Consider the following 24,396-nt stretch of genomic DNA (forward strand, 5'->3'; position numbering starts at 1 on the left):
CTCCCCCAGCAGCTCCCGCTCCCGCTCCTCCCCCAGCCCGGCGCCGCGTCCCGGCACGTGCGCGGCCGCAGCGTCCCGCAGCGTCTCGGTGAGGTCGCGGCGCTCGAAGCCCGCGGCCTCCGCCCGTGCCGTCGAGCGGGCGTTCATGCCGCGCCAGTCGGTGTCCGCGATCCACAGCGGGAGCGAGCCGGGGCCCGCCCACTGGCCGACGCCGCGCTCGAGCAGCCACTCCTCCGGCACGGCGACCGGCTCGGCGGACGACCCGCCGCGCGCCAGGGCCAGGTGCTCGCCGAACGGCACGGGGGTCCCGCAGACGTTCATCACGCCCTCCACCCGCGCCTCGGCGGACGCCACCAGCCAGGCGGCGAGGTCCCGCACGTCGACCACGGAGGTCGGCAGCTCGGGCGCACCCGGCACCAGCACGGGGCCGGACCGCGCGCTGAAGCGCCAGGGCCAGTAGGAGGAGCGGCTCGTCGGGTCGCCGGGGCCGCCGATCAGGCCGGCGCGCGCGATCAGGGACGGCGCGGATCCGGCCAGCACGGCCTGCTCGCAGGCGGCCTTCGCGGCGCCGTACGAGGCGGGGTCGTCGGAGGGAGCGAGCAGCTCGGCGTTTTCGTCCGCGCCGACGACCGCGTTCTCGGCGTAGACGCTCGTGGTCGAGACGAGGACGTAGGCGCTGCAGCGCAGGTCGCGGACGGATCGGCGGACGTGCTGCGGGGTCGAGGAGACGTCGATCACCGCATCCCACGATGCCGCAGCCACGGCGTCGAGAGCGTCGTCGCGGTCGCGGTCGGCCCGGACGAGGGACGCCCCCGCGGGAACGGCCGTCCCGCGCACGAGGCAGGTCACGTCGTGGCCGCGCCGCAGCGCCTCCTCCGCGAGGTGCCCGCCGAGCCAGCCCGTGCCTCCGAGGATCAGCGTTCTCATCCCCGCATGCTCGCACGGGCCGCCTCGCGCGAAGCCCGCTGAGGTGCCTGAGTTGGTCCCGAGAACGCTGAAACAACTGCATTCCCGGGCGACTCAGCGCAGTGGGCGCCGAGCGAGCGCCTCAGCGACAAGTGCCCCTCCAAGGACCCCCGGACACCCGACCACCCGACCACCCGAGCCCGCCCGCGTCCTCTGTCCGGAATCACGCGGGCGGCTCGGGCGCTCGAGCGGCTCACACGACGACGAAGGCGTCCAGGATCAGCGAGTTGCCCGTGGAGGCGGCGTTGCGCTTGCTGCCGCGGCGGATGGTGATGGTGTGCTCGCCGGCGCTGAGGGTGCTGCTGGTGAACACGGTGCGGGCCGAGCGGTTCGTGGCGCTGTAGCGGTCGACGGAGGCGACGAGCACGCCGTCGATCAGGACCTCGTTGATGCCCGAGGTCGGGGTGATCCGGCTCACCCAGCTGACCTTCGTGCCCCGGAAGCGGAGGGTCGCCGAGGCCGTGGAGGTGCTGGAGTACGAGATGCTGCCGCCGCTGTCGGCGGTGCTCGAGAGCGTCGCCCAGGTGCCGACCGTCGCGATGACGGCGGCTCCGTTCTGGTACGTCCCCGCCGCCGGCAGCGTCGAGGTCGGGGTGGGCGTGGACGTGGCCGTCGGGGTCTCGGTCGGAGTCGGCGTGTCGGTGGGCGTCGGCGTGCTGGTCGGAGACGCCGTCGCGGTGGGGGTGGGCGTCGACGTGGAGACGGTCCCCGCGGTCACGACGAAGGCGTCGAGGATCAGCGTGGATCCGGTGGACGCCGGGTTGCGCGTCGTCCCGCGGCGGATCGTGACCGTGTGGGTGCCGGCGGCGATCGGCCCGCTCGTCCAGACCGTCTGACCCGAGCGGGTCGTGGGGCTGTAGCGGTCGACGGTGGCGACAAGGACGCCGTCGAGCAGCACCTCGTTGATGCCGGAGGTCGCCGTCATCCGGCTCACCCAGCTGACGCCCGTGCCCGAGAAGCGGAAGCTCGCGGACGCTCCGGCCGAGCTGGAGTAGCTGATGCTCCCACCGCTGTCGGCGGAGGAGGAGATCGTGCTCCAGGTGCCCGCCGTCGTGATGAGCGGCGAGGAGTTCTGGTACGTGCCCTCGCCCGGGATCGACGAGGCGGGCTCGTCGGGCAGCGGAACGACCGGCTGCTCCGCGAGCCAGCGGTCGAACGTGTCGAGCATGTCCTTGTTCGTCAGGCTCGGCACGTTGTGGCCGTTCGGAGCGCCCTCGGTCGGCGTGTAGAGGACCACCGCCTCCTTCGCGACGGGCTTCGCGAGCGCGACCCACGCCCCTCCGTGCACGGCGATCGGGACGAGGACGTCCTCCGTCGAGCCGGTCGTGCGGATCCGCGCCCCCGCCCACGAGGCCTGCGGCAGCAGCGCGGGGTCGGTCGCCGGGATCGTCGAGGGGTCGTTGTCGTAGTCCGGCAGGACGCGCCCCGGGTCGCGGCGGGCCATGTCGGCCATGTCGTAGACGCCGGCCGCGTGGTACGCGCCGCGGATCTCGGGGACCAGCTTGTTGCCGTACGCCCAGCAGAGCAGTGCGCCACCGCCGGAGTTCGAGCGGAGGAAGCTCGCCCCGATCCGCCACGTCTTCTGGAACCAGGCGACCGCGTCCACCTGCATGGCGACGGCCCGCTTGTTCGTGTAGATGCTGCCGCCGTAGTTCGGGCAGATCGAGATGACGCCCTTGTCGACGGCCTGGTCGGCGCTGTACTGGTAGGCGCCGGACAGGGCCGCGTAGGTGCTCCCGTTGGCGTGGTAGTACCAGTAGACGACCCGGCCGATCCGCTGCGAGGGGACCGCGGTGTGCGGAACGAAGAGCCGCGCGCGGTCGGTGCCGATCATCACGTCGATGATCTGGTACGGCTTCTTCCCCACGCGCGAGATCGCCGTGTCGCTGCGCCCGAGCTCGTTGGGCAGCGGCGGGATCACGCTGTAGTCGGGCGCCGCGGACGCGGTCATCGCGTAGGCGAAGGCGGATCCGACGCCGAGGGCGGCTCCGGTGAGGACGAGACGGCGGCTGTGGCGCGCAGGAGAGGACATGGGATCCCGACGTGGAGAGGGCTGCTCGGTCGGCGGAGCCTGACCGGAAGGTGTGAGGGGGGTGCTGCGGTCCGGATCGGACCACCGTGGAGGGGGCGCGGTGCGGTCCTTCGGGGGACCGTGCGGGCGGGCAGGCGCGAGTGCATCCTCCCGCGTCCGCCGCGCGACCACCAGACCCGCTTCAGGGACACCCGCGGCGGCGCTCCCACCTGGCGTTCAGCGGCGGAGCGATCCGGAGAAGGTCCTGGTGAGAGCGCTATCTCGCGCCACTGCTCTGGAGATGCCCGCCACGGGAGCGGAACTGCATCGTGTCGGTGGCGGAACTCCGGGGCGGCACGGGGCCGGCACGGATCCAGGCCGCCGTGCGCCCGGCGCGAGGGCCATGCGCACGTCAACACTCTCGCGGGAGACCCCCGGATGAGTCTCGTTATCTGAGCACGACCTGATCGCTGGTTCAGCGCCTGCTCTCCCCCCTCTGAGTGCCGACCGGATCGAGGGTCCGTCGTCCGCCGCCCACGTCCCGTCTCAGGGGGACAGGGCGCCTCCGAGCCGCGACCTATCGTGATCCCGCTCCATCCGGAAGGCCCGGCGAGGCGCCCCGGGGGGAGGTCGATCCGTGTCGAACGCGCATGCCCGGCCGAGCCACGACCGCTCGATCGCCCTCGGCCTCGTCCTGCTCCTGCTCGCCGCCGTCCTCGTGGTTCTGCCGGCGACGAGAGCTGCGGCGGCCACGGTCCTGCTCCAGGAGGGCTTCGGCGGCACCAGCGTCGCGGACTCGGCCTGGCAGGCGCTCGACGGGGGCTGCATCACCCGGGCGACGACCGCACCCCCGGCCGGGTCCTCGAACCTCGGCGTCTGCGCCAACCGGACTCAAGCCCCCGTCGCCGCGACGAGTCCGGGCTTCCTCCAGCTCACCGATGCCCGCAACGACGCCAAGGGCGGCGCGGTCTTCAACCGGCCCATTCCTGCCGCGGGCGGCATCGACGTCCAGTTCGACCAGTACCAGTACGGAAGCTCGCTGACCGGGGCCGACGGCATCGGCTTCTTCCTCACCGACGGCTCGAGGTCCCTCACCGCGGCGGGAGCTCCGGGCGGATCGCTCGGCTACGGCCAGTCGGCGACCGTCGACGGGGTGAACGGCGGCTACCTCGGGATCGGAATCGACGCCTTCGGGAACTTCTCGGCCAGGCCCCCCGCCGCGCCTACCCTCGGCCTCGGCTCCGACTGCCCCTCGAACTCCGGGTCGGCGCTCCTCACGGCGAACAAGATCGTGGCGCGCGGACCCGGGCAGGCCAAGAGCGGATACTGCTTCCTCCAGTCGGCCTCGCCTCCCCTGCTGACGTCGGTCCGCACGACGGCCACGACATCGACGGGCGCTCCGCCCGCGTCCTACGGGCGCACGATACGGATCATGGTCTCGGCTGCCGCCACTCCCGTCGTCACGGTCTACTGGGGAGGGACAGCGGGTCTGCCCGCCGGGCAGCTCGATCAGCTGATGCAGTTCACGATGCCGACCGCAGCGCCCTCGACCTACAAGCTCGGCTTCACGGCGTCCACCGGTGGATCGAACGACACCCACCTCGTCCGCAACGTCGCCGTCTCGTCCATCAACACTCTCGACGACATCACTCTGGTCAAGCAGATCGACCGCACCACCACGCAGCCCGTCGCCTACGCCGAGGGATCCGTCATCCCTTACCAGTTCGTCGTCACGAACGGATCTATCCGGGGCACGCTCACCGGCATCGTCGTCACGGACCCGAAGGCCGCGAGCATCTCCTGTCCGACGACGACCCTGCTCCCGCTCGCCTCCACCATCTGCACGGGATCCCATACGGTCACGGCCGCCGAAGCGGTGGCCGGCTCGTTCGTCAACACGGCGACCGCTGCAGCGACGAAGACGGAGACGATCTCGAACGTCGTGACGACGACCCCCGTCACGAGCAGGACCGCCACCGTCACCGCCCCCATCGCCGCCCCGGCTCCCGCTCTGACCCTCACCAAGACCGCCCTGCTCACCGACACGAACGGCAACGCCCAGGCCGACGCCGGAGAGCAGATCCGCTACTCCTTCCTCGCCCTCAACTCCGGCACCGTCACTCTGCAGAACGTCGCGGTCACGGACCCGAAGGTCACCGGCATCACGCCCGCCTCGACGCAGCTCGCCCCCGGAGCGAGCGCCACCTTCACGTCGGCGCCGTACACGGTCCTTCAGACCGACATCGACAAGAACACGTCGCTCGTCAACACGGCGACCGTCTCCGGCCGCACCTTGGCCGCCGCGCCCGTGACGGTCACCGCGACCTCCACGGCCACCACGCCGATCCGCTACGCGCCCTCGATCTCGCTGACGAAGAACGGCACGATCCCGACCGGCGCCGCCGTGGGCTCGACCGTCTCCTACAGCTTCACCGCCACCAACACCGGCAACACCGGGCTGAGCGCCGTCGCGGTCACCGACCCCAAGAGCGGTCTCTCCGCGCTCGCCTACTCGTGGCCGGGGACCGCCGGGCGCCTCGAGATCGGCCAGTCGGTCACGGCGACCGCCTCGTACACGCTCACGCAGGCCGACGTCGACGCGGGCCAGGTCCTCAACACCGCCACCGCGACCGGCACCCCTCCGACGGGCGCCGCCGTCACGGCCACCGCCTCGCGGACGGTGACGATCACCCGCACGAACGACCTCGCGCTCACCAAGACCGCGAACCCCGCCGTCATCAGCGCCGCCGGCACCGTGGTGACCTACACCTTCCGCGCGACCAACACCGGCACCACCACCCTCACCGCGGTCGCGATCAGCGACCCCAAGAGCGGGCTCTCCGCTCTCACCTACTCCTGGCCGGGCACTTCCGGACGACTGCTGCCCGGCCAGGTCGTCACCGCGACCGCCGCCTACACGACCACCGCCGCCGACGTCACCGCCGGCACGATCGCCAACACCGCCACGGCGACGGCGACCGGCCCGACCGGCGGGGCGTTCACCCGCACCGCCTCGGTGAGCATCTCGGTGATCCCCGATCCTGCCGCCGACGCCGCAACGGTCGTGCAGGGCGGATCGGTCGTGATCGACGTGCTCGCGAACGACGGGCCCGCCGCGACCGGAGCGACCTTCTCGCGCGCGCAGCTCTCGGCGACCCCGAAGGCGATCGGAGGCGCGGCGACCCCCGCCCCCGCCACTCCCGTGCAGGGGTCCGTCTCCTGCGCCGCGAGCGGAGCGACCCGCGGCCAGTGCACCTACCGCCCGATCGCCGCCTTCGTCGGCACCGACGTCTTCGACTACTCCCTCTCGGGCCAGTACGGCACCTGGAACGTGCGGGTCACGGTCACCGTCACCGCGCTGAACCGCGCGCCGGTCGCCCGGCCCGACCGCGTGGTCGCGACCACTGGCGGCCCCGCCGTCACCGTCGCTCCGCTCGCGAACGACACCGACGAGGACGCGGGCACGACCCTCGCCCTGGCCGGAACGAGCGTCCCGGCGGGACTGCGCGGCACCTTCTCCTGCTCCGGATCCACGTGCACCTACACGCCCGCGGCCGACAGCTGGACCGGGAGCGCGACGATCGCGTACACGGTCACGGACGGCGCGCTCACAGCGGGCGGCACGATCACGGTCTGGGTCGATCCCGCTCCCCTCGTCCGGCGCGGCTTCTCCGGCACCGGCAGCACGAGCGGAGCGGTCGGGCTCGGCGCCTGGACCAGCTCCTCCGTGGTCGCCACGCCCGTCGCGAGCTGCACGGCCGGTCGGCCGAGCACCCTCGTGAGCTGGTCGGCCGCCGCTGGAGCGACCGGCTGGACCCTCGAGCGCCGCCTCGCGGGGACGACGCCCGGCCCCTGGACCGTGATCGCGGCACCCGCCGCCTCCGCGACGAGCTTCACCGACGACCGGGTCGGTGAGGGCCGCAGCTACCAGTGGCGGGTCCGCCCGGACCTGCAGCGCTGGCTCGGAGTCGCGTCCGCCGCCTCGACCGCCGTCGCCCAGCCGGCCGTCACCACCGCCGGAGGCTGCTGATGCCTCCCCGCCGACACCCCTCTCGTCCTGCACGTGTCCTCGTGAGGGAGACCACGCCCGCACCGGGCACCACCCACCAGAAAGGAACGGTCGCCATGACCACCACAGCACCCACCCGTCGCAGCCCCTGGAAGAAGATCGCCCTCACCGGCGGCGTCCTCCTCGCCGCGGGAGCCCTCGCCGGCGCCGGCGCCTTCGCCGTGTTCACCGACTCCGGGACCGCCAGCGTCACCGCGGACGCCGGACAGCTCGACATCAACCTCGACGGCACCTTCATCGTGACGGACATCGCGCCCGGAGACACCATCCAGCGCCCGGTGACGATCGTCCTGCCGAACGCCACCAACGACGGCGACCTCGTCTCGTCGGTGCGCTTCTCGCAGGCCGTCACCAACGACGTCGTTGGATCCGACACCACCGACCAGAACCGTGTCGGCCAGTCTCTCGTCTCCGGCCCGAACGGCCTCGACTACCGCCTGCTGACCTGCTCCACCGCCTGGACGACCGCCCCCACCACGACTCCGGCGGGCCCGTACTCCTGCAGCGGGACCACCACGGTCACCGGATCCGGCAAGCTGTCGTCCATCGGCGGCCAGGCCGGCGCGGTCGACTTCACCCCGGCGAACTTCGGCATCACCCCCACCACGACCGGAACCTTCCCCTCGGACGCCGGTGACGTGACGCTGAACACGCTGATCGAGCTCGTCCTGCCGACGGCGGCCGACAACGCGTACGAGAACGCCTCCGCCACGGTCACCTTCACCGCCGCCGCGATCCAGCGCGCCGGCATCCAGAAGTAGACCGTCCGCCACCGCCTCCGCCCTGCCCGGCCGCCACCGGCGCGGGGCGGAGGCATCCCCCTTTCCCCGGAGTCGTCCCCATGCCCCACGCCCGTGCGCTCGTCGCCGTCCTCGCGGCGGTGCTCCTCGCGCCCGCGGCGAGCGCCGAGCCCGTCGGCGTGCTCGACGTGCGCGAGCTCTCGGCGCCCGGATCTCTCACCGACCTCGCTCCGGGCGACCGCGCCGAGTGGGCGGTCGAGGTGACCAGCACCGGCTTGTCGCCGCAGGGGGTCTCCGTGGCCTTCGCGGTCGACGGAGGGACGCTGGCGCAGGACCCGCGCGACGGCCTCCAGCTGTCCGTCGAGCTCTGCGACTCGGCGTTCACCGTCGCCGAGGTCGTCGACGGGGGGCGCACGGTCGAGCGCTACCTCTGCCCCGACGACGCTGTGCCGCTCGGATCCGGGCCCGCGGCGACGCTCGGCCGGCTCGACGGCGTGCGTCCGCTCGAGCGCGGGGCCACCGTGGGCGTGCGCGTCCGCGTCCTGTTCCCGGAGTCGGCCGGCAACGGGACCGAGCTCGCGGCGGCGTCGCTGCGGGTGCTCGAGGGCACGACGGAGGAGGATCCCTCCGCGACGCCCGGCCCCGGCTCCTTCCCCGGAGCGGCGGGCGGCGGGCTGGCCGTCACCGGCCGCGACCTGGGCGCCGCGCTCCTGGGCGGGATGCTCGCCCTCGGCTCGGGCGCCCTGCTCGCCGCGGCTGCGCGCCGTCGTCACCGGAGGGAGCAGGCGTGAAGGCCCTCCGCGCTCTCCTCGGCGGACTGGTCACGATCGTGGCCGTCGCCGGCATCGCCGTCTTCGTCCTCTCCGCGCTCGGTCTCGTGCGGCTCGTGCCGGTGCTGTCGAACTCGATGGCGCCCGGGATGCCCGTCGGCTCCCTCGCCGTCACCCTGCCCGTCGACCAGGCCGCGATCCGCGCCGGCGACGTGATCGTCTTCACCGACCCGGACGATCCGGGCCGCCGCGTCATCCACCGCGTCACCCTCGTCTACTCCGAGGAGGAGGCTGCGGCCCTCCGCGGCCGCGAGCCCGGCCAGCTGGCGCTCACCACCAAGGGCGACAACAACGAGTCGGCCGACCCGTGGATCGTGACGATCGCGGACGAGCGGATCTGGCGCGAGAGCTCGGTGGTGCCGCTGCTGGGCTGGCCGAGCATCGGCCTCGCCCACCCGGAGGCGCGGTTCGCGCTCTTCGCCGCGGGAGGCGCGGTCATCGTGGGCGCGCTCCTGATCGCCATCTGGCGCCGCCCCGCGGAGGTCGCCCCGTGAGCGGCGCGCACCGCTCGTCGGACGGCACGCCGCCCCCGGAGCCCCTGCGTCCGCCCGCTGAGCACGGACGGCACAGCGCCCGGCCGTCCTCCCGCGACCGCGGAGCCCCGCGCCACTCCCCCGAGGTCCGCCGCCGCGTGGTCTCCCGCGCGGGCCTCGCCGGACTCGTCGCCGGCGCGCTCGTCCTCGGCGCCGCCGCCACCGCGACCGCCGTGCTCCTCGACCGGGGCTCCGTGAGCGCGCGGGTCGCTTCCGGCACCGTCATCGCGACGTTCACCGGCACCGGAGCGACGACCGTGCCGGTCCCCGTCGCGGGACTCGTCCCCGGCGGCACGGCCCGGCGCCTCCTCGACCTGACGAACGCCGGGACCCTGCCGATGTCGGCCCTCCAGCTGCAGACGGCCACCGGCACCGACCTCTCGGACGGCCTGCAGCTCGCGATCGAGCGCTGCTCGCTGTTCTGGTCGGCCGATGCCGCGACCTGCCCCGGCACCGTCACCACCGTGTCGACCGACCGCCCCGCCGCCTCCCGCCTCGACCTGCCCGGCTCCCCCGCCCTCGCCGTCGGAGCGACCGACCACCTCCGCTTGACCGTGCGCCTCTCGGAGTCCGCGCCGTCCGCCGCGCAGAGCACTTCCGCGACGCTGACCGTCACCGTCGTCGGCGTGCAGCGTCCGGGCCGCCAGCTGTAGGCGCGGCGGGCCCACGCCTCGGCGGCACCACCGCCGCGCCGCCCCCTTCCGCGCTGAGGTGCCCGGGACGGCCGTTGACACGCCGGAGAGGGCGACCGTCTCGGGCGACTCAGCGGGGCCGCGGGTACCTCGGTGATGCCTCGCTACTCGCGCAGGGCCGCCACGGCGTCGTGGAAGCTCGGCACGTCGGAGAGCACGCCCTCGGGGCCCAGCACCGTCCAGGTCGTGCCCGTGCGGATCAGGACGCCCAGCTCCTCGGCGGGCCGGCGGCGGGTGCGGCGCAGCTCGAGCACGAAGACTCCGGGACGCGCCTCTCTGATCTCGGGAGTGCGCCGGTCGGGCAGCATCACGAGTCCTCCCCGAGGGTCAGCGGTAGACGCTCCACTCCTTCTTCACGATCCGGCGCTCCTCGCCGTCGACCGCGACGATCCACTCGCCGTCCTTCTTGGCCACGACCCGCCCGCGCAGGTACTGCGGCTCCCAGCCGTCGGCCTTGTTGACCCACTTCACGAACCGCGCGAACCGCCCCGGTGCCACGTCGTCTCTGGACATCTCTCGACTCCCCTCGTCGTCACCGGCACGTCCATCGCCCTCCGTCAGGAGAGCACCTCGCCCAGCGCGAGGGGGACCTCTCCTGTGAGGTCTCGAAGCCGGTTCACCGACGGTAGAACGCGCTGCTGGAAGTGGACGAGGCCGTTGACTGATCGACGATCGTCTGGCAGTGGGGTCAGGATGCGGCAGCGGAATCAGGAGTCGAACAGCACGTGCGGCCGTCCGGCGTCGACGATCACGCGGGCGCGCACCCCGTAGACGTCCGCGATCAGCGCCGGAGTGAGCACCTCCTCCGGGGTGCCGCCCGCGACCACGCGCCCCTCGCGCAGCACCAGCAGCGCGTCGCAGAACAGGGCCGCGAGGTTGAGGTCGTGCAGCGCGACGACCGTGGTCACCGGCAGCGCCCGCACCAGGGCCAGCAGCTCCAGCTGATGGCGGATGTCGAGGTGGTTGGTCGGCTCGTCCAGCAGCAGCTCGCGCGGCTCCTGCGCCAGCGCCCGGGCGATGTGCGCGCGCTGCCGCTCGCCGCCCGAGAGGGTGTGCCAGAGGTGGTCGGCCTTCGCCTCGAGACCCACCTGCTCGAGGGCGCGCTCGATCGCGCGCAGGTCCTCGGCCGTGTCTCCGCCCAGAAGGGAGCGGTGCGGTGTCCGCCCCAGCCGGACGACGTCGCGGACGGGGAGGTCCGCCTCCGTCTCGGCCTGCTGCGTCACCGTGGCCACGGCCCGGGCGACCTCGCGGCGGCGGAGCGAGCGGAGCGGCGCGCCGTCGAGGGTGACGACGCCGGCGTCCGGAGCCGCGGTGCCCTGCAGCAGCCGCAGCAGCGACGACTTGCCCGAGCCGTTGGGCCCGAGCAGTCCCACTGTCGAGCCGGGAGCGGGGCGGAGCGAGACCCCGTCGACCACCAGGCGGCCGCCCCGGCGCCACGAGACCCGGTCGGCCTCGAGCGTCACGAGCGGCCCCTCCGCCGCAGGAGCAGCAGCATGAACACCGGCACGCCGACGAGTGCCGTGCCGACCCCCACCGGCAGCGGAGTCGGCGCGAACGCCACCCGCGATCCGGCGTCGACCCACACCAGGAACACCGCGCCGAGCAGGATCGTCGCGGGGATCACCCGCGAGTGCCGCTGGCCGAACACGAGTCGCGCGGCGTGCGGCAGCACCAGCCCCACGAAGCCGATCGCGCCGGCGATGCTCACCAGGGTCGCCGTCAGCAGGGCCGTCACCACCAGCAGGAGGAGGCGGGTGCGGCCCACGTGCACGCCGAGCGACGCGGCCATGTCCTCCCCGAAGGCGAACGCGTCGAGCGTGCGCGCCGCGGCGAGGCAGACCACGGAGCCGAGCAGCACGACTCCTCCGCTCAGCGCCACGTCGTCCCAGCGCATGCCCTCGAGGGAGCCGAGCAGCCAGAACATCACGCCGCGCGTCTCGTCCGAGTCGGCGAGCGCGAACACGATCAGCGAGGTCAGCGCCGAGAACAGCTGCGTGCTCGCCACCCCCGCCAGGATCACGCCCGAGGTGCCGCCCGCCGAGAACCGCGTGAGCAGCAGCACGAAGCCGAAGGCGACCAGCGCGCCGACGAAGGCGCCTCCGGAGAGCCCGACCACTCCTCCGCCGACCCCGAGCACGCCGACGAGTACCGCGCCCGTGGACGCTCCGGAGGAGACGCCCAGCACGAACGGGTCGGCGAGCGGATTGCGCAGCAGCGACTGCAGGATCACTCCGCACACGCCGAGCCCCGCCCCGCAGGCCGCGGCCACGAGTGCGCGCGGGAGGCGCTCCTGCCAGACGATCGCGTCCTCGGCCGCACGCACCGGGACGGAGGCGAGCCCGAGGTGGTTGAGGAGGATGTCGCGGACGTTCACGAGCGAGACGTCGGCCGGGCCGAGCGTCACCGCGACGCCGACCGAGAGCGCCAGCGCGAGCAGCCCGCCGACGACCAGCGCGGCGGCGGCAAGGCCCCGCGGCACCCGGCGTACGAGGACCGCGCCCGTGCCCGTGCCCGTGCCCGTGCCCGTGTGCGTGCTCAGAGCGAGGCCCCGTTCTCGTCCCACCAGGCGCGGATCTTCTCGAGCCCGTCGACGAAGCGGATCGACGGGTTCATCTCGGCGCCGTGGAGCGCGATGAAGCGGCCGTCCTGCACCGCGGGCAGGCTGCTGGTCAGCGGGTCGGAGCGGAGGAACGCGGTCTTGTCGTCGAGGCGGTCACCGGGGAAGCGGTCGCGCTGCAGGTCGCCGAGGACCAGGACGTCCGGGTCGGCCGCGACGACGCTCTCCCAGCCGACGGCGGGCCAGTCCTCCGCGCGGTCGGCGAAGACGTTGGTCATGCCGGTCGTGGTGCCGAGCATCGAGGCGAAGTTGTAGCCGCCGGCCATGTAGGGCGTCTTGGTATCGGCGAACCAGAAGGCGACGCTCCGGCCGCCGAGGTCGACCCCCTCGGTGGCGGCGGCGGCGCGCTCCTGCAGTTGCGCGACCAGGGCGTCGCCGCGCTGCTGCACGTCGAAGACCTCGGCCAGCTCGTGGATCTCCTGGTAGAGGACGTCGACGGTCAGCGGGACGGTGCGCGTGCCGCTCCCGCCGTTGACGCTCGCTCCGTTGTCGCAGTCGGAGGGGGCGAGGTAGGAGCCGATCCCCGTCTCGGCGAGGCGGTCGCGCGAGGCGACGCCCTCGGGGGCGTAGTGGCGGCCGAAGGAGGCGGTGACGAAGTCCGGGTCGGCACCGAGCAGCACCTCGTAGGTGGGCGCGTTGTCGGCCAGGCGCGGCACGCTCTCGTTCGCGGAGGCGAGGGTCTCGAGCACGGGGTCGGTCCAGGAGGCCGTGCCGACCATCCGGTCCTCGAGGCCGAGGGACAGCAGGATCTCGGTCGAGTTCTGGTCGAGGGAGACCACCCGCTGCGGAGGGGCGGTGACGGTGGTCGTGGTGCCGCAGTCGTCCAGCGTGAGCGGGTACGAGGTCGTGCCCTCCCCCGCGGCGGCCGTGCTCTCGGGCTCGATCTGCTCGGAGGCGCCGCAGCCGGTGAGGGCGAGCAGGGTCAGGGCGGCGAGGGCGAGGGCGGCGGGGCGCCGTCGATGCGTGGACATGGATCTCCCGTGGTTCGTGGGCGTCGGTCGTCGGCCCGGTTCGTGGGCCTTGTTCGTGGGTCCGGTTCGCCGGCAGGGCTCGTCGGCCCGGTCCGTCGGCGGGCGGCACCCGCGTCTCGGCGCGGAGTCCGGGTAAGCATAGCCTTACCTCACCTAAGCCCGTCCATCCGCGCCAGTCGATCCGCGCCACCCGCCTTCGATCCACCCTCGGTCCCGCCCACCGGCGACTCCGCAGAAGTCGCCGTGGTCGCGCGCGAGAACGGCGACCTCCGAGTTCTCGATGCACTCAGAAGGCCCGGAACAGCCGAGTAAGCGGACACCTGTCGCGCACCTCGCCTCCGCAGCCCCCAACCAGGTGGACAGCACCCCGGACACGGTTCCCCTGAGGGCGGGAGAGCGCGATCCTGAACACCGACGATCGACGGCTCCCGCCCCACCGCCCGCCGACCGTCACGGAAGGAACCCGTTGCCCCGCCACTCCGCCCGCACCGCCCCCTCCGGCCGGTCCGCGCTGGTGCGCAAGGCCGACGCGTCCGGCTACCGGCCCGAGATCGAGGGACTGCGCGCCGTCGCGTCCCTCCTGGTCGCGACGTTCCACATCTGGCTGGGCCGCGTCTCCGGAGGCGTCGACGTCTTCTTCGTGATCGCCGGGTTCCTCACCACCCTGACCCTCCTCGGCCAGATCCGCCGGTTCGGGCGCGTGCGTCCGATCGCCTTCCTCCGGAGGCTCGCCTCGCGGCTCTTCCCGGCGGCCGCGGTGGTGCTGGTCGTCGTCGCGGCGCTCGCTCCGCTCCTCCTGCGCCCCTCGCAGCTGCTGCAGACCTTCACCGAGGTGCTCGCCTCGACCTTCTACGTCGAGAACGTCGCGCTCGCACGGGCCGGAGTGGACTACCTCGCGCAGGACGACTTCCACTCGCCGGTGCAGAACTTCTGGGCGATGTCGGTGCAGGGGCAGTTCTACCTGGTCTGGCTCGCCCTGGTGCTCGTCGCGACCCTCGCCGCCGTGCTGCTGCGGCGACGCGCGCAGCTGCCGCGGTTCCTGCTGGCGCTCGTCGCGGCGCTCACCGTCCTCTCGTTCGCGTTCTCCGTCGTGCTGGTCGGGATCGACCAGCCGACCGCGTACTACAGCACCCTCGCCCGCTCGTGGGAGTTCGGGCTCGGCTCGCTCGCGGCCCTCGTGCTCCCGGGACTGGCGATCCCGGCGACCCTGCGGGCCGTTGCCGGGTGGCTGGGGCTGATCGGAGTCGTCTCCTGCGGGTTCGTGCTCCAGGTCTCGAGCGCGTTCCCGGGCGCCGCCGCGCTCTGGCCGACCCTCTCGGCGGTGCTCGTGCTCGTCGCCGGGACCGGCCCCGCCCCGGAGCGCGGCGTCGGCCGGCTGCTGGCCCTGCGCCCGCTCGTGTGGCTGGGCGGCCTGAGCTACGGGATCTACCTCTGGCACTGGCCGCTCCTGGTCTTCTGGCGCGAGAGCAGCGGCGAGGACCCGACCGCTCCGGCGGGCCTGGGCGTCATCGCCGCCGCGATCCTCCTGGCCGCCGCCTCGAAGCGCTTCCTCGAGGACCCCCTCCACCGCCGCGCCCCCGCCGAGCGCCCGCACCGCCTCCGCGCGCTCGCCCCGGCGGCCCTGCTGGCCGTCGCCGCCCTGGTCGGAGCGACGGGCCTCACCGGAACGAACGCCGCGATCGCCGCCGACCTCACCCGCGCGCACGCCCTCCCCGTCTCGACCGAGGGCTGCGTCGGAGCCGCGGCGCTCGCGAACGCCTGCCCCGACTCCTGGACCACGAGCCTGCCCGCCGTCGACGCCTCGGAGGACGGCTCCGCCCTGAACACCGACGAGTGCAGCACGGGCAACTCCGGCACCGCGCTCAAGGAGTGCCGCTTCGGCGATCCCGCCGGCCTCCGCGTGCTGCTCATCGGCAACTCGCACGCGGCGTCGTTCTTCCCGGCGCTGCGCGGCGTCGCGGAGGAGCGCGGCTGGGACCTGCACACCTACTACAAGACGGGCTGCGTCTTCTCGACCGCGGAGCGGCGCGACGACTCCGCCTCCTCCCGGCGCTCCTGCGACGTCTGGAACGAGAAGCTGCAGGAGGAGCTCGCGGGCCAGGAGCCGTACGCGCTCGTCGTCACCGCCTACTCCGCGAAGAAGTCCGTGTTCGTCGACGCGTCCGGCACCCCCGACGAGCAGGCCGGCATCGACGGGTTCCACGAGTCGTGGGCGCCGCTGATCGCCCGCGGATCCACGGTGGTCGCGATCCGCGACAATCCGGTGCTGCCCTCGCTCTCCCTGCTGGCCTGCGCCGAGGAGCCGGGCTCCGCGGCCGACTGCAGCGTGCCGCTCGACGAGGCCTTCGCCGCCCGCGAGCTGATGGCCGCCGCGGCCGAGGGCTGGCCGGGCGCCGCCGCCGTCGACCTCACCCGCTGGTTCTGCGACGACCGCGGCTGCCCCCTCGTGATCGGCGGAGTGAAGGTGTACCGCGACCTCGGGCACCTCACCGAGTCGTACGCCCGGACCCTGGCGCCCTACCTCGGCGAGGCGCTGGACCCGCTGGTCGGCTGAGGACGCTCGCGCTCGACTCCCAACGCATGCAAGACTGTTTATACGAACAGGGATCGGAGGAGCCGATGGGCCACTCTCACGGCGTTCCGGCCGGCTCCGCCGCCGCGCGGCACCGGCGTCCGCTCGTGGCCGCCTTCGTGCTGACCGCGGCGTTCATGGTCGTCGAGTTCGCGGTCGGAGTCGCGACGGGCTCGCTCGCGCTGCTCTCGGACGCCGCGCACATGGGCACCGACGTGCTGGCCCTCGGGATGTCGATCGCCGCGATCTCGCTCGCCGCCCGCCCCGCCGCGAAGGGCCGCACCTACGGCTCCTACCGCCTCGAAGTGCTGGCCGCCCTCGCCAACGGCCTGCTGCTGTTCGCGGTCGCCGCGTTCGTGATCGTCGAGGCCGTCCGCCGCTTCGCCGAACCGCCCGCGGTGCCCGGCGGCCCCCTCCTGATCACCGCCGTCGTGGGCCTGGCGGTCAACCTCGTGAGCCTGCGCCTGCTGTCGGCCGGGGCGAAGGAGAGCATCACCCTCCGCGGAGCCTCCCTCGAGGTGCTCGGCGACGCGCTCGGCTCGATCGGCGTGATCGTGGCGGCGATCGTGCTGCTCACCACCGGCTGGGCGTGGGCGGATCCGATCGTCGGCGTGCTGATCGGGCTGCTGATCCTTCCCCGCACCTGGTCGCTGACGAGGCAGGCGCTGGGGATCCTCATGGAGTCGGCGCCCGCGCACGTCGACCTCGCGGCCCTCGAGCGCGACGTCTGCGCCGTCCCCGGCGTGCTGGCGCTGCACGACCTGCACGTGTGGACGATCACCTCGGGCATGGAGAGCGCCACCGGCCACGTGGTCGTCGCCCCCGACGCCGACTACCGCACCGCGCTCTCGCGGGTGCTCGCCGTCCTCCGCGAGCGCCACGGCATCGACCACGCGACCATCCAGTGCGAGCCCGAGGCCTTCCCGGAGACGACGCACCGCGTCTGAGCGCGGGGGTGTCGCGGCGCACGGCCGCACGCCTCCGCATGCCCACGACCCTCCAGGAGTCGTCGCACTCGACGTCGACTGCGACGACTCCCGGCTCCTCGACTCTGCGGGCCTCGCCCGCCCCTGAGCACCTTCCGATTGTTGACGTGAACATGTACAGTCGGCCGTCAGGGCGCGTTCACGTGAACACGCCCGCATTTCGATGGCGAAAGAGAGACCGCATCAATGTCGATGTCCTTCAGAAGGGTCGCCGCGCTCGCCACGAGCGCCGCCCTGGCCACAGGAGCACTGCTGGCGATCCCCGCCGCAGCGGCCCCCGCTCAGGCCGCGGACGCGTTCCGCATCACGCCGAACCCCGCCGCCGCCGGTGAGGCGTTCGAGGGCTGGGGCACCAGCCTCGTCTGGTTCGCGAACGCGACCGGCGGCTATCCCGAGGCCCTCCGCGAGGACCTCTACCAGAAGGTCTTCGGCGACAGCGGCCTCGACCTGAACATCGCCCGCTACAACATCGGCGGCGGCAACGCCTCCGACGTGAAGGACTACCTCCGCCCGGGCGGCGCCGTCGAGGGCTGGTGGAAGCCGAACCCGGCCGGCGACGCGTCGACCTACGGCGGCACCTCCACGAAGCTCGCCGACCGCGATGCGCTCCTGGCGAAGTGGAACGCGGACGACCCCGCCTCCTACGACTGGACCGCCGACGAGACGCAGCGCTGGTGGGTCGAGAGGCTCGCCGAGGAGAAGCAGATCTCGCATTGGGAGGCGTTCTCCAACTCCGCCCCGTACTTCATGACCGAGAGCGGCTACGTCTCGGGCGGCTTCGACGCGAACAGCGAGCAGCTGAAGCCCGCCGCCGAGGAGCAGTTCGCGAAGTACCTCGTGAAGGTCACCGAGCACATGGAGGACGAGTACGGCATCGAGTTCGACACGCTCGACCCCTTCAACGAGCCGAACACGAACTACTGGGGCACGCAGCTCTCCAACGGCGTCCCGACCGGCGGACGCCAGGAGGGAATGCACGTCGGACCGACGCGCCAGGCGGGTCTGATCCCCGACGTCGCCGCCGCGCTGGACGCCTCGACCACCGACGCCGGCATCGCCGCGATGGACGAGACCAACCCCGACATCTTCGCGACGAACTGGGCCGCCTACTCCGCCGCGATCCGCGCCGAGGTCGACCGGATGAACGTCCACACCTACGGCACCTCGGGCCGCCTCAAGGTCCGCGACCTCGCGAAGCAGGCCGACACCGACCTGTGGATGAGCGAGATCGAGGGCAACTGGGTCACCGGCTTCGACCCCACCAACATGGAGAACGGCCTCGGCATCGCCGGCCGCATCAACGACGACCTGCGCGAGCTCGAGCCCAAGGCGTGGGTGCTCTGGCAGCCCGTCGAGGACTACTACAACATGCAGCAGCCCAAGCCCAAGGGCGAGAACCTCAACTGGGGCTCCGTCTACATCGACCTGGACTGCAAGCCGTACCAGGAGAACGGGACCGAGGTCTGGAAGTCGGTCCGCCGCGTCGCCGACGCCGGTGGCGACTCCACCAAGGCCCCGGTCTGCGGCGTCGAGACGAACTCGAAGTTCAACACCATCCGGAACTTCACCAAGTTCATCCACGAGGGCGACCACCTGATGCCCTCCAACGACAGCTCCTCTACCGCCGCCGTCCGCGGCGACGGCTCGGGCGCGACCGTCGTGCACACCAACAGCACCGCGACCGAGAAGACCGTCGTGCTCGACCTCTCCCGCTTCGGCACCATCGCCGACACCGCGACGGTCACCCCCTACGTCACCACGAAGGCCTCCTCGGCAGCCGCTCCCACGAGCAACGCCCTGGTCGCCAAGACGCCGGTGAGCGTCGACCGCATCTCGCGCACCGCCACGATCACCGTGCCCGCCAAGTCGGTCACGAGCTTCTCGATCGACGGAGTCTCGGGAGTCGCCGACTCCGCCCCCGCCCTGCGCGACGGCCACCGCTACCAGCTGGTCGGCACCCAGAGCGGCAAGGCCCTGACCGGCAACCCCTCGGGCGCCGCGACCACGATCACCGGCCTCGCCACCGACTCCGCCACGGCCGCCAAGCAGACCTGGACGGTCCGCGAGGTCGCCGCCGGCGAGCGCGAGGCCACCCGCCGCGTCGTCCTCGTCAACGGCGACGGACGCGTGCTCGGAGCCACGACCGCCGGCACCGACCTGCGCTCGCTGTCCGTCGACGCGGCGAAGACGACCGCCGCGACCCGCTGGATCGTCAACACCACCGACGGCGTGAACTTCTCGCTCGTCAACGAGTCGATCGCCCAGTCGCTCGACGTGAACGGCGGCTCCAGAGCCGACAACGCGTCGGTCGGCGTCTACACCTCCAACGGCGGAGCGAACCAGTCGTGGTCCCTCCGCGACCTCGCGCCGACCGCCGGCCAGACGATCGCCGTCCGCACCACCGCGGGCGTCGCTCCGACCCTGCCCGCGAGCATCACCCCGCAGTACTCCTGGGGAGCCGGCGCACCGCTCGCCGTCACCTGGCAGCGCCCCGCCGACTCGGCGTACGGCGCGACCGGCCGCGTCGAGGTGCCCGGCACCGCGACCGACCTCTACGGCCAGACGATCACGGTCACCGCGCTCGTCGACGTCGGCGGACTGACCGCGACCGACCCCGTGTCGGTCACGGCCGCCGCGGGCGCCTCGGTCGCCGGAGTGAAGGCCTCGGCCCCGACGACGGTCCCCGCCCGCGTGGGCGCCTCGGCCAGCACCTTCCCGGTGCCGGTCGTCTGGGACTGGACGCCGCTCACCACCGCCTCCCTCGCCCGGGCCGGGCAGGTGACGGTCTCGGGAACCGCGACCGCCGACGGCGCGACGCTCCCCGCCACGCTCACGGTGCTCGTCACCACGGGCACGCTCCGCAACTTCAACCCGGACGCCGGCATCGTCGCGACCGCGTCGTCGTCGGAGTCGGGCTACGGACCGGAGCGCACCCGCAACGGCGTGGACGGCGACAAGGGCTGGTCGAACTGGACCAACGGCACCAAGGCCGCGCAGAGCTCGCTGACCTACACCTTCCCCTCGACCCACCAGGTCGAGAAGGTGTCGGTGCAGTTCCTCGCCGACGGCGGCACCAGCTGGGCGCAGACCTACCAGCTGCAGTACCAGGCCGCCGACAGCACGACCTGGACCGCGGTCCCCGGCTACGAGTCGGCCGTGGCCCTCGCGTCGCCGGCCGGCGGAACGGCTCCGACCCTGGTCGCGTCGTTCGCGCCTGTCACGGCCAAGGCCTTCCGCGTCGTGATGAACGCCTACGACAACACGCACCTGATCGTTGCCGAGACCAAGCTCTACGAGTCGGTCGCCTCGCCCGCCGCGGTCGCCACGCTGGGCGCCCTGCGCGTCGGAGGAGCGGGCATCGCCGGGTTCGACCCGGCCCGCACCTCCTACGCGGTCACCGTCGAGGGCACGGCGATGCCGGTGATCGGAGCAGTGGCGACCGACTCGGCGGCCACCGTGCGGATCACCCAGCCGACGACGGCGAACGGCGGAGTCGCGACCATCGCGGTCCGCGCGGCCGACGGCTCCGTCACCTCGACCACGACGGTGACGGTGACCCTGAAGTCGCCCGCCGCCCTCGCGGTCGCGGTCACGGCGACCACCCGCTGCATCGCCGGCAAGGTGACGCTCACCGTCGCGGCGAAGAACGAGTCCGGCGTGCCGGTCTCGATGACCATCGCGACGCCCTCCGGGTCGAAGCAGGTCACCGGAGTCGCGCCCGGCGCGAGCGGCAGCGCCGCGTTCACCACGCGCGCGGCCTCGGTGCCGGCCGGCCAGGCCACCGTCACCGCGACGGGCACGGTCGACGGCAAGCAGGTCACCTCGGTGGCGACGGGAGCGTACGCGGCCCGCAGCTGCTGACGCCCCCTCCGACACTGACCGCCTCCGCCCCTCCGGGGACGGGGGCGGTCCGTCGTTCATCGAGAGCGGCGCTGCGGGGGCGGCGCGTCGCGGGATCCCGATACGACCGCGGCGCGGGCTACTCGATCAGCAGGGATCCGTGCCGGTCGGGCAGCCGCACACCTCCGCGCCGGTGGAGCGACCGCGCACCCCCATGCCGGTCGACCGGCCGCGGCACGCGGAGTACCGAGACCCCGCTCAGTGCCCCGCGGCCGCCTCGTCGCGGGTGCGCAGGCGCGAGACGCCCATCACGACGGCCGCGATGACCAGACCCAGGACGAGGCCGAAGATCATCGAGACGAAGGTGTCGGCCAGCCACACGACGACCGGGCCCGCGCCCTCGACCGCGTGAGTGACGACGTGCACGAGGTCGTACGGACCGTGCCACACCGTCTCGGCGAGGTTCGCGACGACGAGGTGCCCGCCGACCCAGAGCATGGCGAGCGTGCCGATGATGCTGATCGCGCGGAACACGACCGGCATCGACGCGACGATCCTCGCTCCGGTGCGCCGCACGCCGCGGGCCGCGTTCTTCATCAGGCGCAGGCCCACGTCGTCGATCTTCACGAGCAGCGCGACGGCGCCGTACACGAGCACGGTCATCCCGAGCCCGACCACCAGGAGCGCGCCGAGCGTGGGCCAGATCCCGAAGTCGGGGTCGAGGCCGTCGAGCGCGATCAGCATGATCTCGGTGCTCAGGATGAGGTCGGTGCGGATGGCGCCGAAGACGAGCTTCTTCTCGTCGCGCGCCTCCGTCTCGTGGCCGCCGTGCGAGACGCCGAACCACTCGAGCACCTTCTCCGCCCCCTCGAAGCAGAGGAAGGCGCCGCCGAGGATCAGCAGGTACGGCAGCACCTGCGGCGCGAACGCCGAGAGCAGCAGCGCCAGCGGGATGATGATGACGAACTTGTTGAACAGGCTCCCCAGCGCGATCCGCCCGACCACCGGCAGCTCCCGCGCCGGCGTGAGGCCCTGCACGTACTGCGGGGTGACGGCCGCGTCGTCGATCACGACGCCCGCCGTCTTGGCGCTCGCCTTCAGGGCGGCGGTGAGGATGTCATCGACAACCGCGAGCAGGCCGACCGACATGTGCGTCTCCTTGGAGGTCCGGGGTGAGAGGGCTCACAGTATCGCGAGCTCCGCGGTCGAGCGGGCACGGGGAGGGGCGCGGGCCCGGCGGAGGGGGTCCGGTCGCGGGGATCCCGACACGCCGGAGGGGCCGGCTCCTCGATCAGCGTGAAGGGCGGGCGGGCTCCGCAGGCCGGCTCCGCGGAAGCGTCAGGAGGCGGCGGGGGCCGGGCCGGTGCTCTCGCGGACGATGAGGCGGGTCGGCACGAGCGAGACGCCGGTGCGCTCGCCCGACTCGAGCTCGCGCAGGAGGATGTCGACCGAGCGGCGGCCCGTGTCGCCGAAGAACTGGCGCACCGTCGTCAGCGGCGGCCAGAAGCTCGCCGACTCCTGCATGTCGTCGAAGCCCGCGACGCTCACCTCGCCGGGCACGGCGCGTCCGGCCTCGTGCAGGGCGCGCAGCACGCCGAGCGCCATCTGGTCGTTGGCGGCGAAGATCGCGGTGACCTCCGGATCGGCGGCGAGCCGCTTGCCGAGGCGGTAGCCGGAGTCGGTGGACCAGTCGCCGACCAGCACCTCCGGCACCGGGGCGCCGCGCTCGATCAGGGTCGACTCCCACGCCTCGTGGCGGCGCTCGGCGGAGTAGGAGCGGTCCGGGCCGGCGATGTGGTGCACGGTGCGGTGTCCGAGTCCGAGCAGGTGCTCGACGGCCTGGCGGGCGCCCGACATCTGGTCGGTGTCGACCACCGGGTACTTCTCGCCGCCGGCGGAGTCGACGACCACCACGGGCAGGTCCGGCGGGAGGACGATGTCGGCCTCGTCGAGCAGGTGCGCCTCGACGATGATGATGACGCCGTCGACCGCCTCCTCGCTCAGCCGGTGGAACGCGACCGACACCTCGCCCTGGGTGGGGTGGGAGACGGGGATGAGGGTGATCGAGTAGCCCGCGTCGGCGGCCGCGATCGCGATGGCGTCGAGGGTGCGCATGTTGCCGAACGAGGACAGCGTGAACATGATCACGCCGATGCTGTGGAAGCGGCCCGTCCGCAGGGCCCGCGCCGCGCTGTTGGGCCGGTAGCCGAGGGCCCGCATCGCCTCGAGGACCCGCTCGCGCGTCTCGCCGTCGACGTTCTGCTTGCCGTTCGACACCCGCGAGACCGTCTGGCCCGAGACGTTCGCGCGCCGGGCCACGTCGGCCATCGAGACGCCGCGTCGCGGCCGGGTGGACGGGGACGGGCGGTCGGTCTCAAGTGACATGGGCTTCCCTTTATAGCGCGCCGCCCGTCAGCCGTGGTGCATCGTGCGCCGAACCGTGACGCAGGAACAGTCGCGGGTGGCGACGTGGACATGCTACGGTGACGCTCTGCCATGTTGACGTGAACATGGCGGGCCCGCACTACTCCCCGAACGGAATCCCATGACGACGACGTCTCCCCCCGTCCCGCTGAGCGAGGTCGCCCCTCCGGCGTCCCCCCTCGCGGCCCCGAAGTCGCGGGCGAAGAGCGAGTGGAAGGGCATGGCGTTCGTCGCCCCCTTCCTCGTCGTCTTCCTCCTGGTCTTCATCGCCCCGGTCGTCTACTCGATCTACCTCAGCCTCTTCCGCGAGCAGCTGGTGGGCGGCAACTCCTTCGTCGGCTTCGCGAACTACGCCGCGATCTTCACCGACCCGAACTTCTGGGAGGGCTTCGGCCGCGTCCTGCTGTTCCTCGTCGTGCAGGTCCCCGTGATGCTCGTGCTGGCCCTCGTCGCGGCGCTCGCGATCGACAGCGGCCGCCTCCACGGCACCGGCTTCTTCCGCATCGTGGTCTTCCTCCCCTACGCCGTCCCCGCGGTCGTCGCGGTGCTGATGTGGGGCTTCATCTACGGCGACAACTTCGGCCTGGCCGCGAACGTCAACGACCTGCTCGGCTCCGACGTCGTCCAGCCCTTCTCGCGCGACTGGATCCTCGCCTCGATCGGCAACATCGTCACGTGGGAGTTCGTGGGCTACAACATGCTCATCTTCTACTCCGCGCTGAAGACGATCCCCGGCGAGCTCTACGAGGCGGCCGAGATCGACGGCGCCGGCCCGATGCGCGTCATCCGCTCGATCAAGCTGCCCGCTCTGCGCGGCGCGATCGTCATCGCCACGATCTTCTCGATCATCGGCAGCTTCCAGCTGTTCAACGAGCCGAACATCCTCCGGACGCTGGCGCCGAACATCATCACCACCTACTTCACCCCGAACATGTACGCCTACAACCTGTCCTTCGCCGGTCAGCAGTACAACGCGTCGGCCACGGTCGCCATCGTCATGGGCGTGATCACCGCGGTGATCGCCTACGTCGTGCAGCTCCGCGGCGCGCGGAAGGAGAACTGATGGCCCTCGCGACCGCTCCCCGGACGCCCGCCCGCGCCCCGAAGCGCCCGGCCGCCCGCCGCGGCTCCTCGGTGCAGCCCAA

General features: G+C 72.8%; 18 protein-coding genes. 9 read left to right on the top strand and 9 right to left on the bottom strand.

What is annotated here, in order from left to right:
- Together C5C44_RS14945 and C5C44_RS17135 are read right to left on the bottom strand one after the other, a co-directional pair.
- Nucleotides 1-927, bottom strand: a 927-nt coding sequence (locus C5C44_RS14945; protein WP_104336118.1) for an NAD-dependent epimerase/dehydratase family protein, incomplete at its 3' end; no start/stop codon positions are given.
- 232 nt (nucleotides 928-1,159) lie between these two features.
- A complete protein-coding gene (locus C5C44_RS17135) occupies nucleotides 1,160-2,998 on the bottom strand; it encodes a hypothetical protein (protein ID WP_181027253.1) in 1,839 nt (612 codons plus the stop codon).
- 616 nt (nucleotides 2,999-3,614) lie between these two features.
- Here C5C44_RS17135 and C5C44_RS14955 point away from each other — a divergent pair.
- From C5C44_RS14955 to C5C44_RS14975, 5 genes are all read left to right on the top strand, one after another.
- Nucleotides 3,615-7,007 carry an Ig-like domain-containing protein gene (locus C5C44_RS14955; protein WP_104336119.1) on the top strand — a complete coding sequence of 1,131 codons (3,393 nt, stop codon included), beginning with the start codon at nucleotides 3,615-3,617 and terminating at the stop codon, nucleotides 7,005-7,007.
- A gap of 95 nt (nucleotides 7,008-7,102) precedes the next feature.
- Nucleotides 7,103-7,807 carry a TasA family protein gene (locus C5C44_RS14960; RefSeq protein WP_104226366.1) on the top strand — a complete coding sequence of 235 codons (705 nt, stop codon included), beginning with the start codon at nucleotides 7,103-7,105 and terminating at the stop codon, nucleotides 7,805-7,807.
- Nucleotides 7,808-7,887: 80 nt separating this feature from the next.
- Nucleotides 7,888-8,577, top strand: coding sequence for a hypothetical protein (locus tag C5C44_RS14965; protein ID WP_104336120.1), 690 nt, complete (start codon nucleotides 7,888-7,890; stop codon nucleotides 8,575-8,577).
- Nucleotides 8,574-9,110 carry a signal peptidase I gene (locus C5C44_RS14970; RefSeq protein WP_104223395.1) on the top strand — a complete coding sequence of 179 codons (537 nt, stop codon included), beginning with the start codon at nucleotides 8,574-8,576 and terminating at the stop codon, nucleotides 9,108-9,110. Before C5C44_RS14965 ends, C5C44_RS14970 begins: the two co-directional genes overlap by 4 nt.
- On the top strand, nucleotides 9,107-9,802 hold the full coding sequence (locus tag C5C44_RS14975; RefSeq protein WP_104336121.1) for a peptidase: 696 nt from the start codon (nucleotides 9,107-9,109) through the stop codon (nucleotides 9,800-9,802). Before C5C44_RS14970 ends, C5C44_RS14975 begins: the two co-directional genes overlap by 4 nt.
- A gap of 143 nt (nucleotides 9,803-9,945) precedes the next feature.
- On the opposite strand, the gene C5C44_RS14980 is transcribed toward C5C44_RS14975, so the two are convergent.
- From C5C44_RS14980 to C5C44_RS15000, 5 genes are all read right to left on the bottom strand, one after another.
- A complete protein-coding gene (locus C5C44_RS14980; protein ID WP_104234084.1) occupies nucleotides 9,946-10,149 on the bottom strand; it encodes a hypothetical protein in 204 nt (67 codons plus the stop codon).
- A 19-nt stretch (nucleotides 10,150-10,168) separates the two neighbouring features.
- Nucleotides 10,169-10,354: a hypothetical protein gene (locus C5C44_RS14985; protein WP_104223398.1), complete on the bottom strand. Its 186-nt coding sequence runs from the start codon at nucleotides 10,352-10,354 to the stop codon at nucleotides 10,169-10,171.
- A 194-nt stretch (nucleotides 10,355-10,548) separates the two neighbouring features.
- Nucleotides 10,549-11,304, bottom strand: a complete 756-nt coding sequence (locus tag C5C44_RS14990) for an ABC transporter ATP-binding protein (RefSeq protein WP_104226361.1) — start codon at nucleotides 11,302-11,304, stop codon at nucleotides 10,549-10,551.
- Nucleotides 11,301-12,404: a FecCD family ABC transporter permease gene (locus C5C44_RS14995; RefSeq protein WP_374953977.1), complete on the bottom strand. Its 1,104-nt coding sequence runs from the start codon at nucleotides 12,402-12,404 to the stop codon at nucleotides 11,301-11,303. The genes C5C44_RS14990 and C5C44_RS14995 overlap by 4 nt, the downstream gene beginning before the upstream one ends.
- Nucleotides 12,377-13,429: an ABC transporter substrate-binding protein gene (locus C5C44_RS15000; protein WP_104327851.1), complete on the bottom strand. Its 1,053-nt coding sequence runs from the start codon at nucleotides 13,427-13,429 to the stop codon at nucleotides 12,377-12,379. Before C5C44_RS15000 ends, C5C44_RS14995 begins: the two co-directional genes overlap by 28 nt.
- A 466-nt stretch (nucleotides 13,430-13,895) precedes the next feature.
- Between C5C44_RS15000 and C5C44_RS15005 the strand changes: the two genes are divergently transcribed.
- From C5C44_RS15005 to C5C44_RS15015, 3 genes are all read left to right on the top strand, one after another.
- Nucleotides 13,896-15,983 (top strand): acyltransferase family protein, encoded by a 2,088-nt coding sequence (locus C5C44_RS15005; RefSeq protein ID WP_181132865.1) that lies wholly within the window; start codon nucleotides 13,896-13,898, stop codon nucleotides 15,981-15,983.
- 65 nt (nucleotides 15,984-16,048) lie between these two features.
- The gene (locus tag C5C44_RS15010) at nucleotides 16,049-16,948 is read left to right on the top strand and encodes a cation diffusion facilitator family transporter (protein ID WP_104226358.1); all 900 of its coding nucleotides are present in this window, start codon (nucleotides 16,049-16,051) and stop codon (nucleotides 16,946-16,948) included.
- Nucleotides 16,949-17,179: 231 nt separating this feature from the next.
- Nucleotides 17,180-20,848 (top strand): glycoside hydrolase, encoded by a 3,669-nt coding sequence (locus tag C5C44_RS15015; protein ID WP_146084357.1) that lies wholly within the window; start codon nucleotides 17,180-17,182, stop codon nucleotides 20,846-20,848.
- A gap of 237 nt (nucleotides 20,849-21,085) precedes the next feature.
- On the opposite strand, the gene C5C44_RS15020 is transcribed toward C5C44_RS15015, so the two are convergent.
- Together C5C44_RS15020 and C5C44_RS15025 are read right to left on the bottom strand one after the other, a co-directional pair.
- On the bottom strand, nucleotides 21,086-21,976 hold the full coding sequence (locus tag C5C44_RS15020) for a DUF808 domain-containing protein (protein WP_104223404.1): 891 nt from the start codon (nucleotides 21,974-21,976) through the stop codon (nucleotides 21,086-21,088).
- A 189-nt stretch (nucleotides 21,977-22,165) separates the two neighbouring features.
- Nucleotides 22,166-23,212 carry a LacI family DNA-binding transcriptional regulator gene (locus tag C5C44_RS15025; RefSeq protein WP_146076621.1) on the bottom strand — a complete coding sequence of 349 codons (1,047 nt, stop codon included), beginning with the start codon at nucleotides 23,210-23,212 and terminating at the stop codon, nucleotides 22,166-22,168.
- 160 nt (nucleotides 23,213-23,372) lie between these two features.
- On the opposite strand from C5C44_RS15025, the gene C5C44_RS15030 reads away from it, so the two are divergent.
- Nucleotides 23,373-24,314 (top strand): carbohydrate ABC transporter permease, encoded by a 942-nt coding sequence (locus C5C44_RS15030; protein ID WP_104336124.1) that lies wholly within the window; start codon nucleotides 23,373-23,375, stop codon nucleotides 24,312-24,314.
- The last annotated feature ends 82 nt before the right edge of the window (nucleotides 24,315-24,396 follow it).

The sequence above is a fragment of the Rathayibacter sp. AY1F6 genome (assembly GCF_002932035.1).
GTDB lineage: Bacteria > Actinomycetota > Actinomycetes > Actinomycetales > Microbacteriaceae > Rathayibacter.

Coding starts and splice junctions, on each gene's coding strand:
- C5C44_RS15025 (WP_146076621.1), bottom strand. CDS start 23,212: ATGTCACTTGAGACCGACCGCCCGTCCCCGTCCACCCGGCCGCGACGC.
- C5C44_RS15015 (WP_146084357.1), top strand. CDS start 17,180: ATGTCCTTCAGAAGGGTCGCCGCGCTCGCCACGAGCGCCGCCCTGGCC.
- C5C44_RS15000 (WP_104327851.1), bottom strand. CDS start 13,429: ATGTCCACGCATCGACGGCGCCCCGCCGCCCTCGCCCTCGCCGCCCTG.
- C5C44_RS14980 (WP_104234084.1), bottom strand. CDS start 10,149: ATGCTGCCCGACCGGCGCACTCCCGAGATCAGAGAGGCGCGTCCCGGA.
- C5C44_RS15030 (WP_104336124.1), top strand. CDS start 23,373: ATGACGACGACGTCTCCCCCCGTCCCGCTGAGCGAGGTCGCCCCTCCG.
- C5C44_RS14960 (WP_104226366.1), top strand. CDS start 7,103: ATGACCACCACAGCACCCACCCGTCGCAGCCCCTGGAAGAAGATCGCC.
- C5C44_RS14985 (WP_104223398.1), bottom strand. CDS start 10,354: ATGTCCAGAGACGACGTGGCACCGGGGCGGTTCGCGCGGTTCGTGAAG.
- C5C44_RS15020 (WP_104223404.1), bottom strand. CDS start 21,976: ATGTCGGTCGGCCTGCTCGCGGTTGTCGATGACATCCTCACCGCCGCC.
- C5C44_RS15010 (WP_104226358.1), top strand. CDS start 16,049: ATGGGCCACTCTCACGGCGTTCCGGCCGGCTCCGCCGCCGCGCGGCAC.
- C5C44_RS14965 (WP_104336120.1), top strand. CDS start 7,888: ATGCCCCACGCCCGTGCGCTCGTCGCCGTCCTCGCGGCGGTGCTCCTC.
- C5C44_RS17135 (WP_181027253.1), bottom strand. CDS start 2,998: ATGTCCTCTCCTGCGCGCCACAGCCGCCGTCTCGTCCTCACCGGAGCC.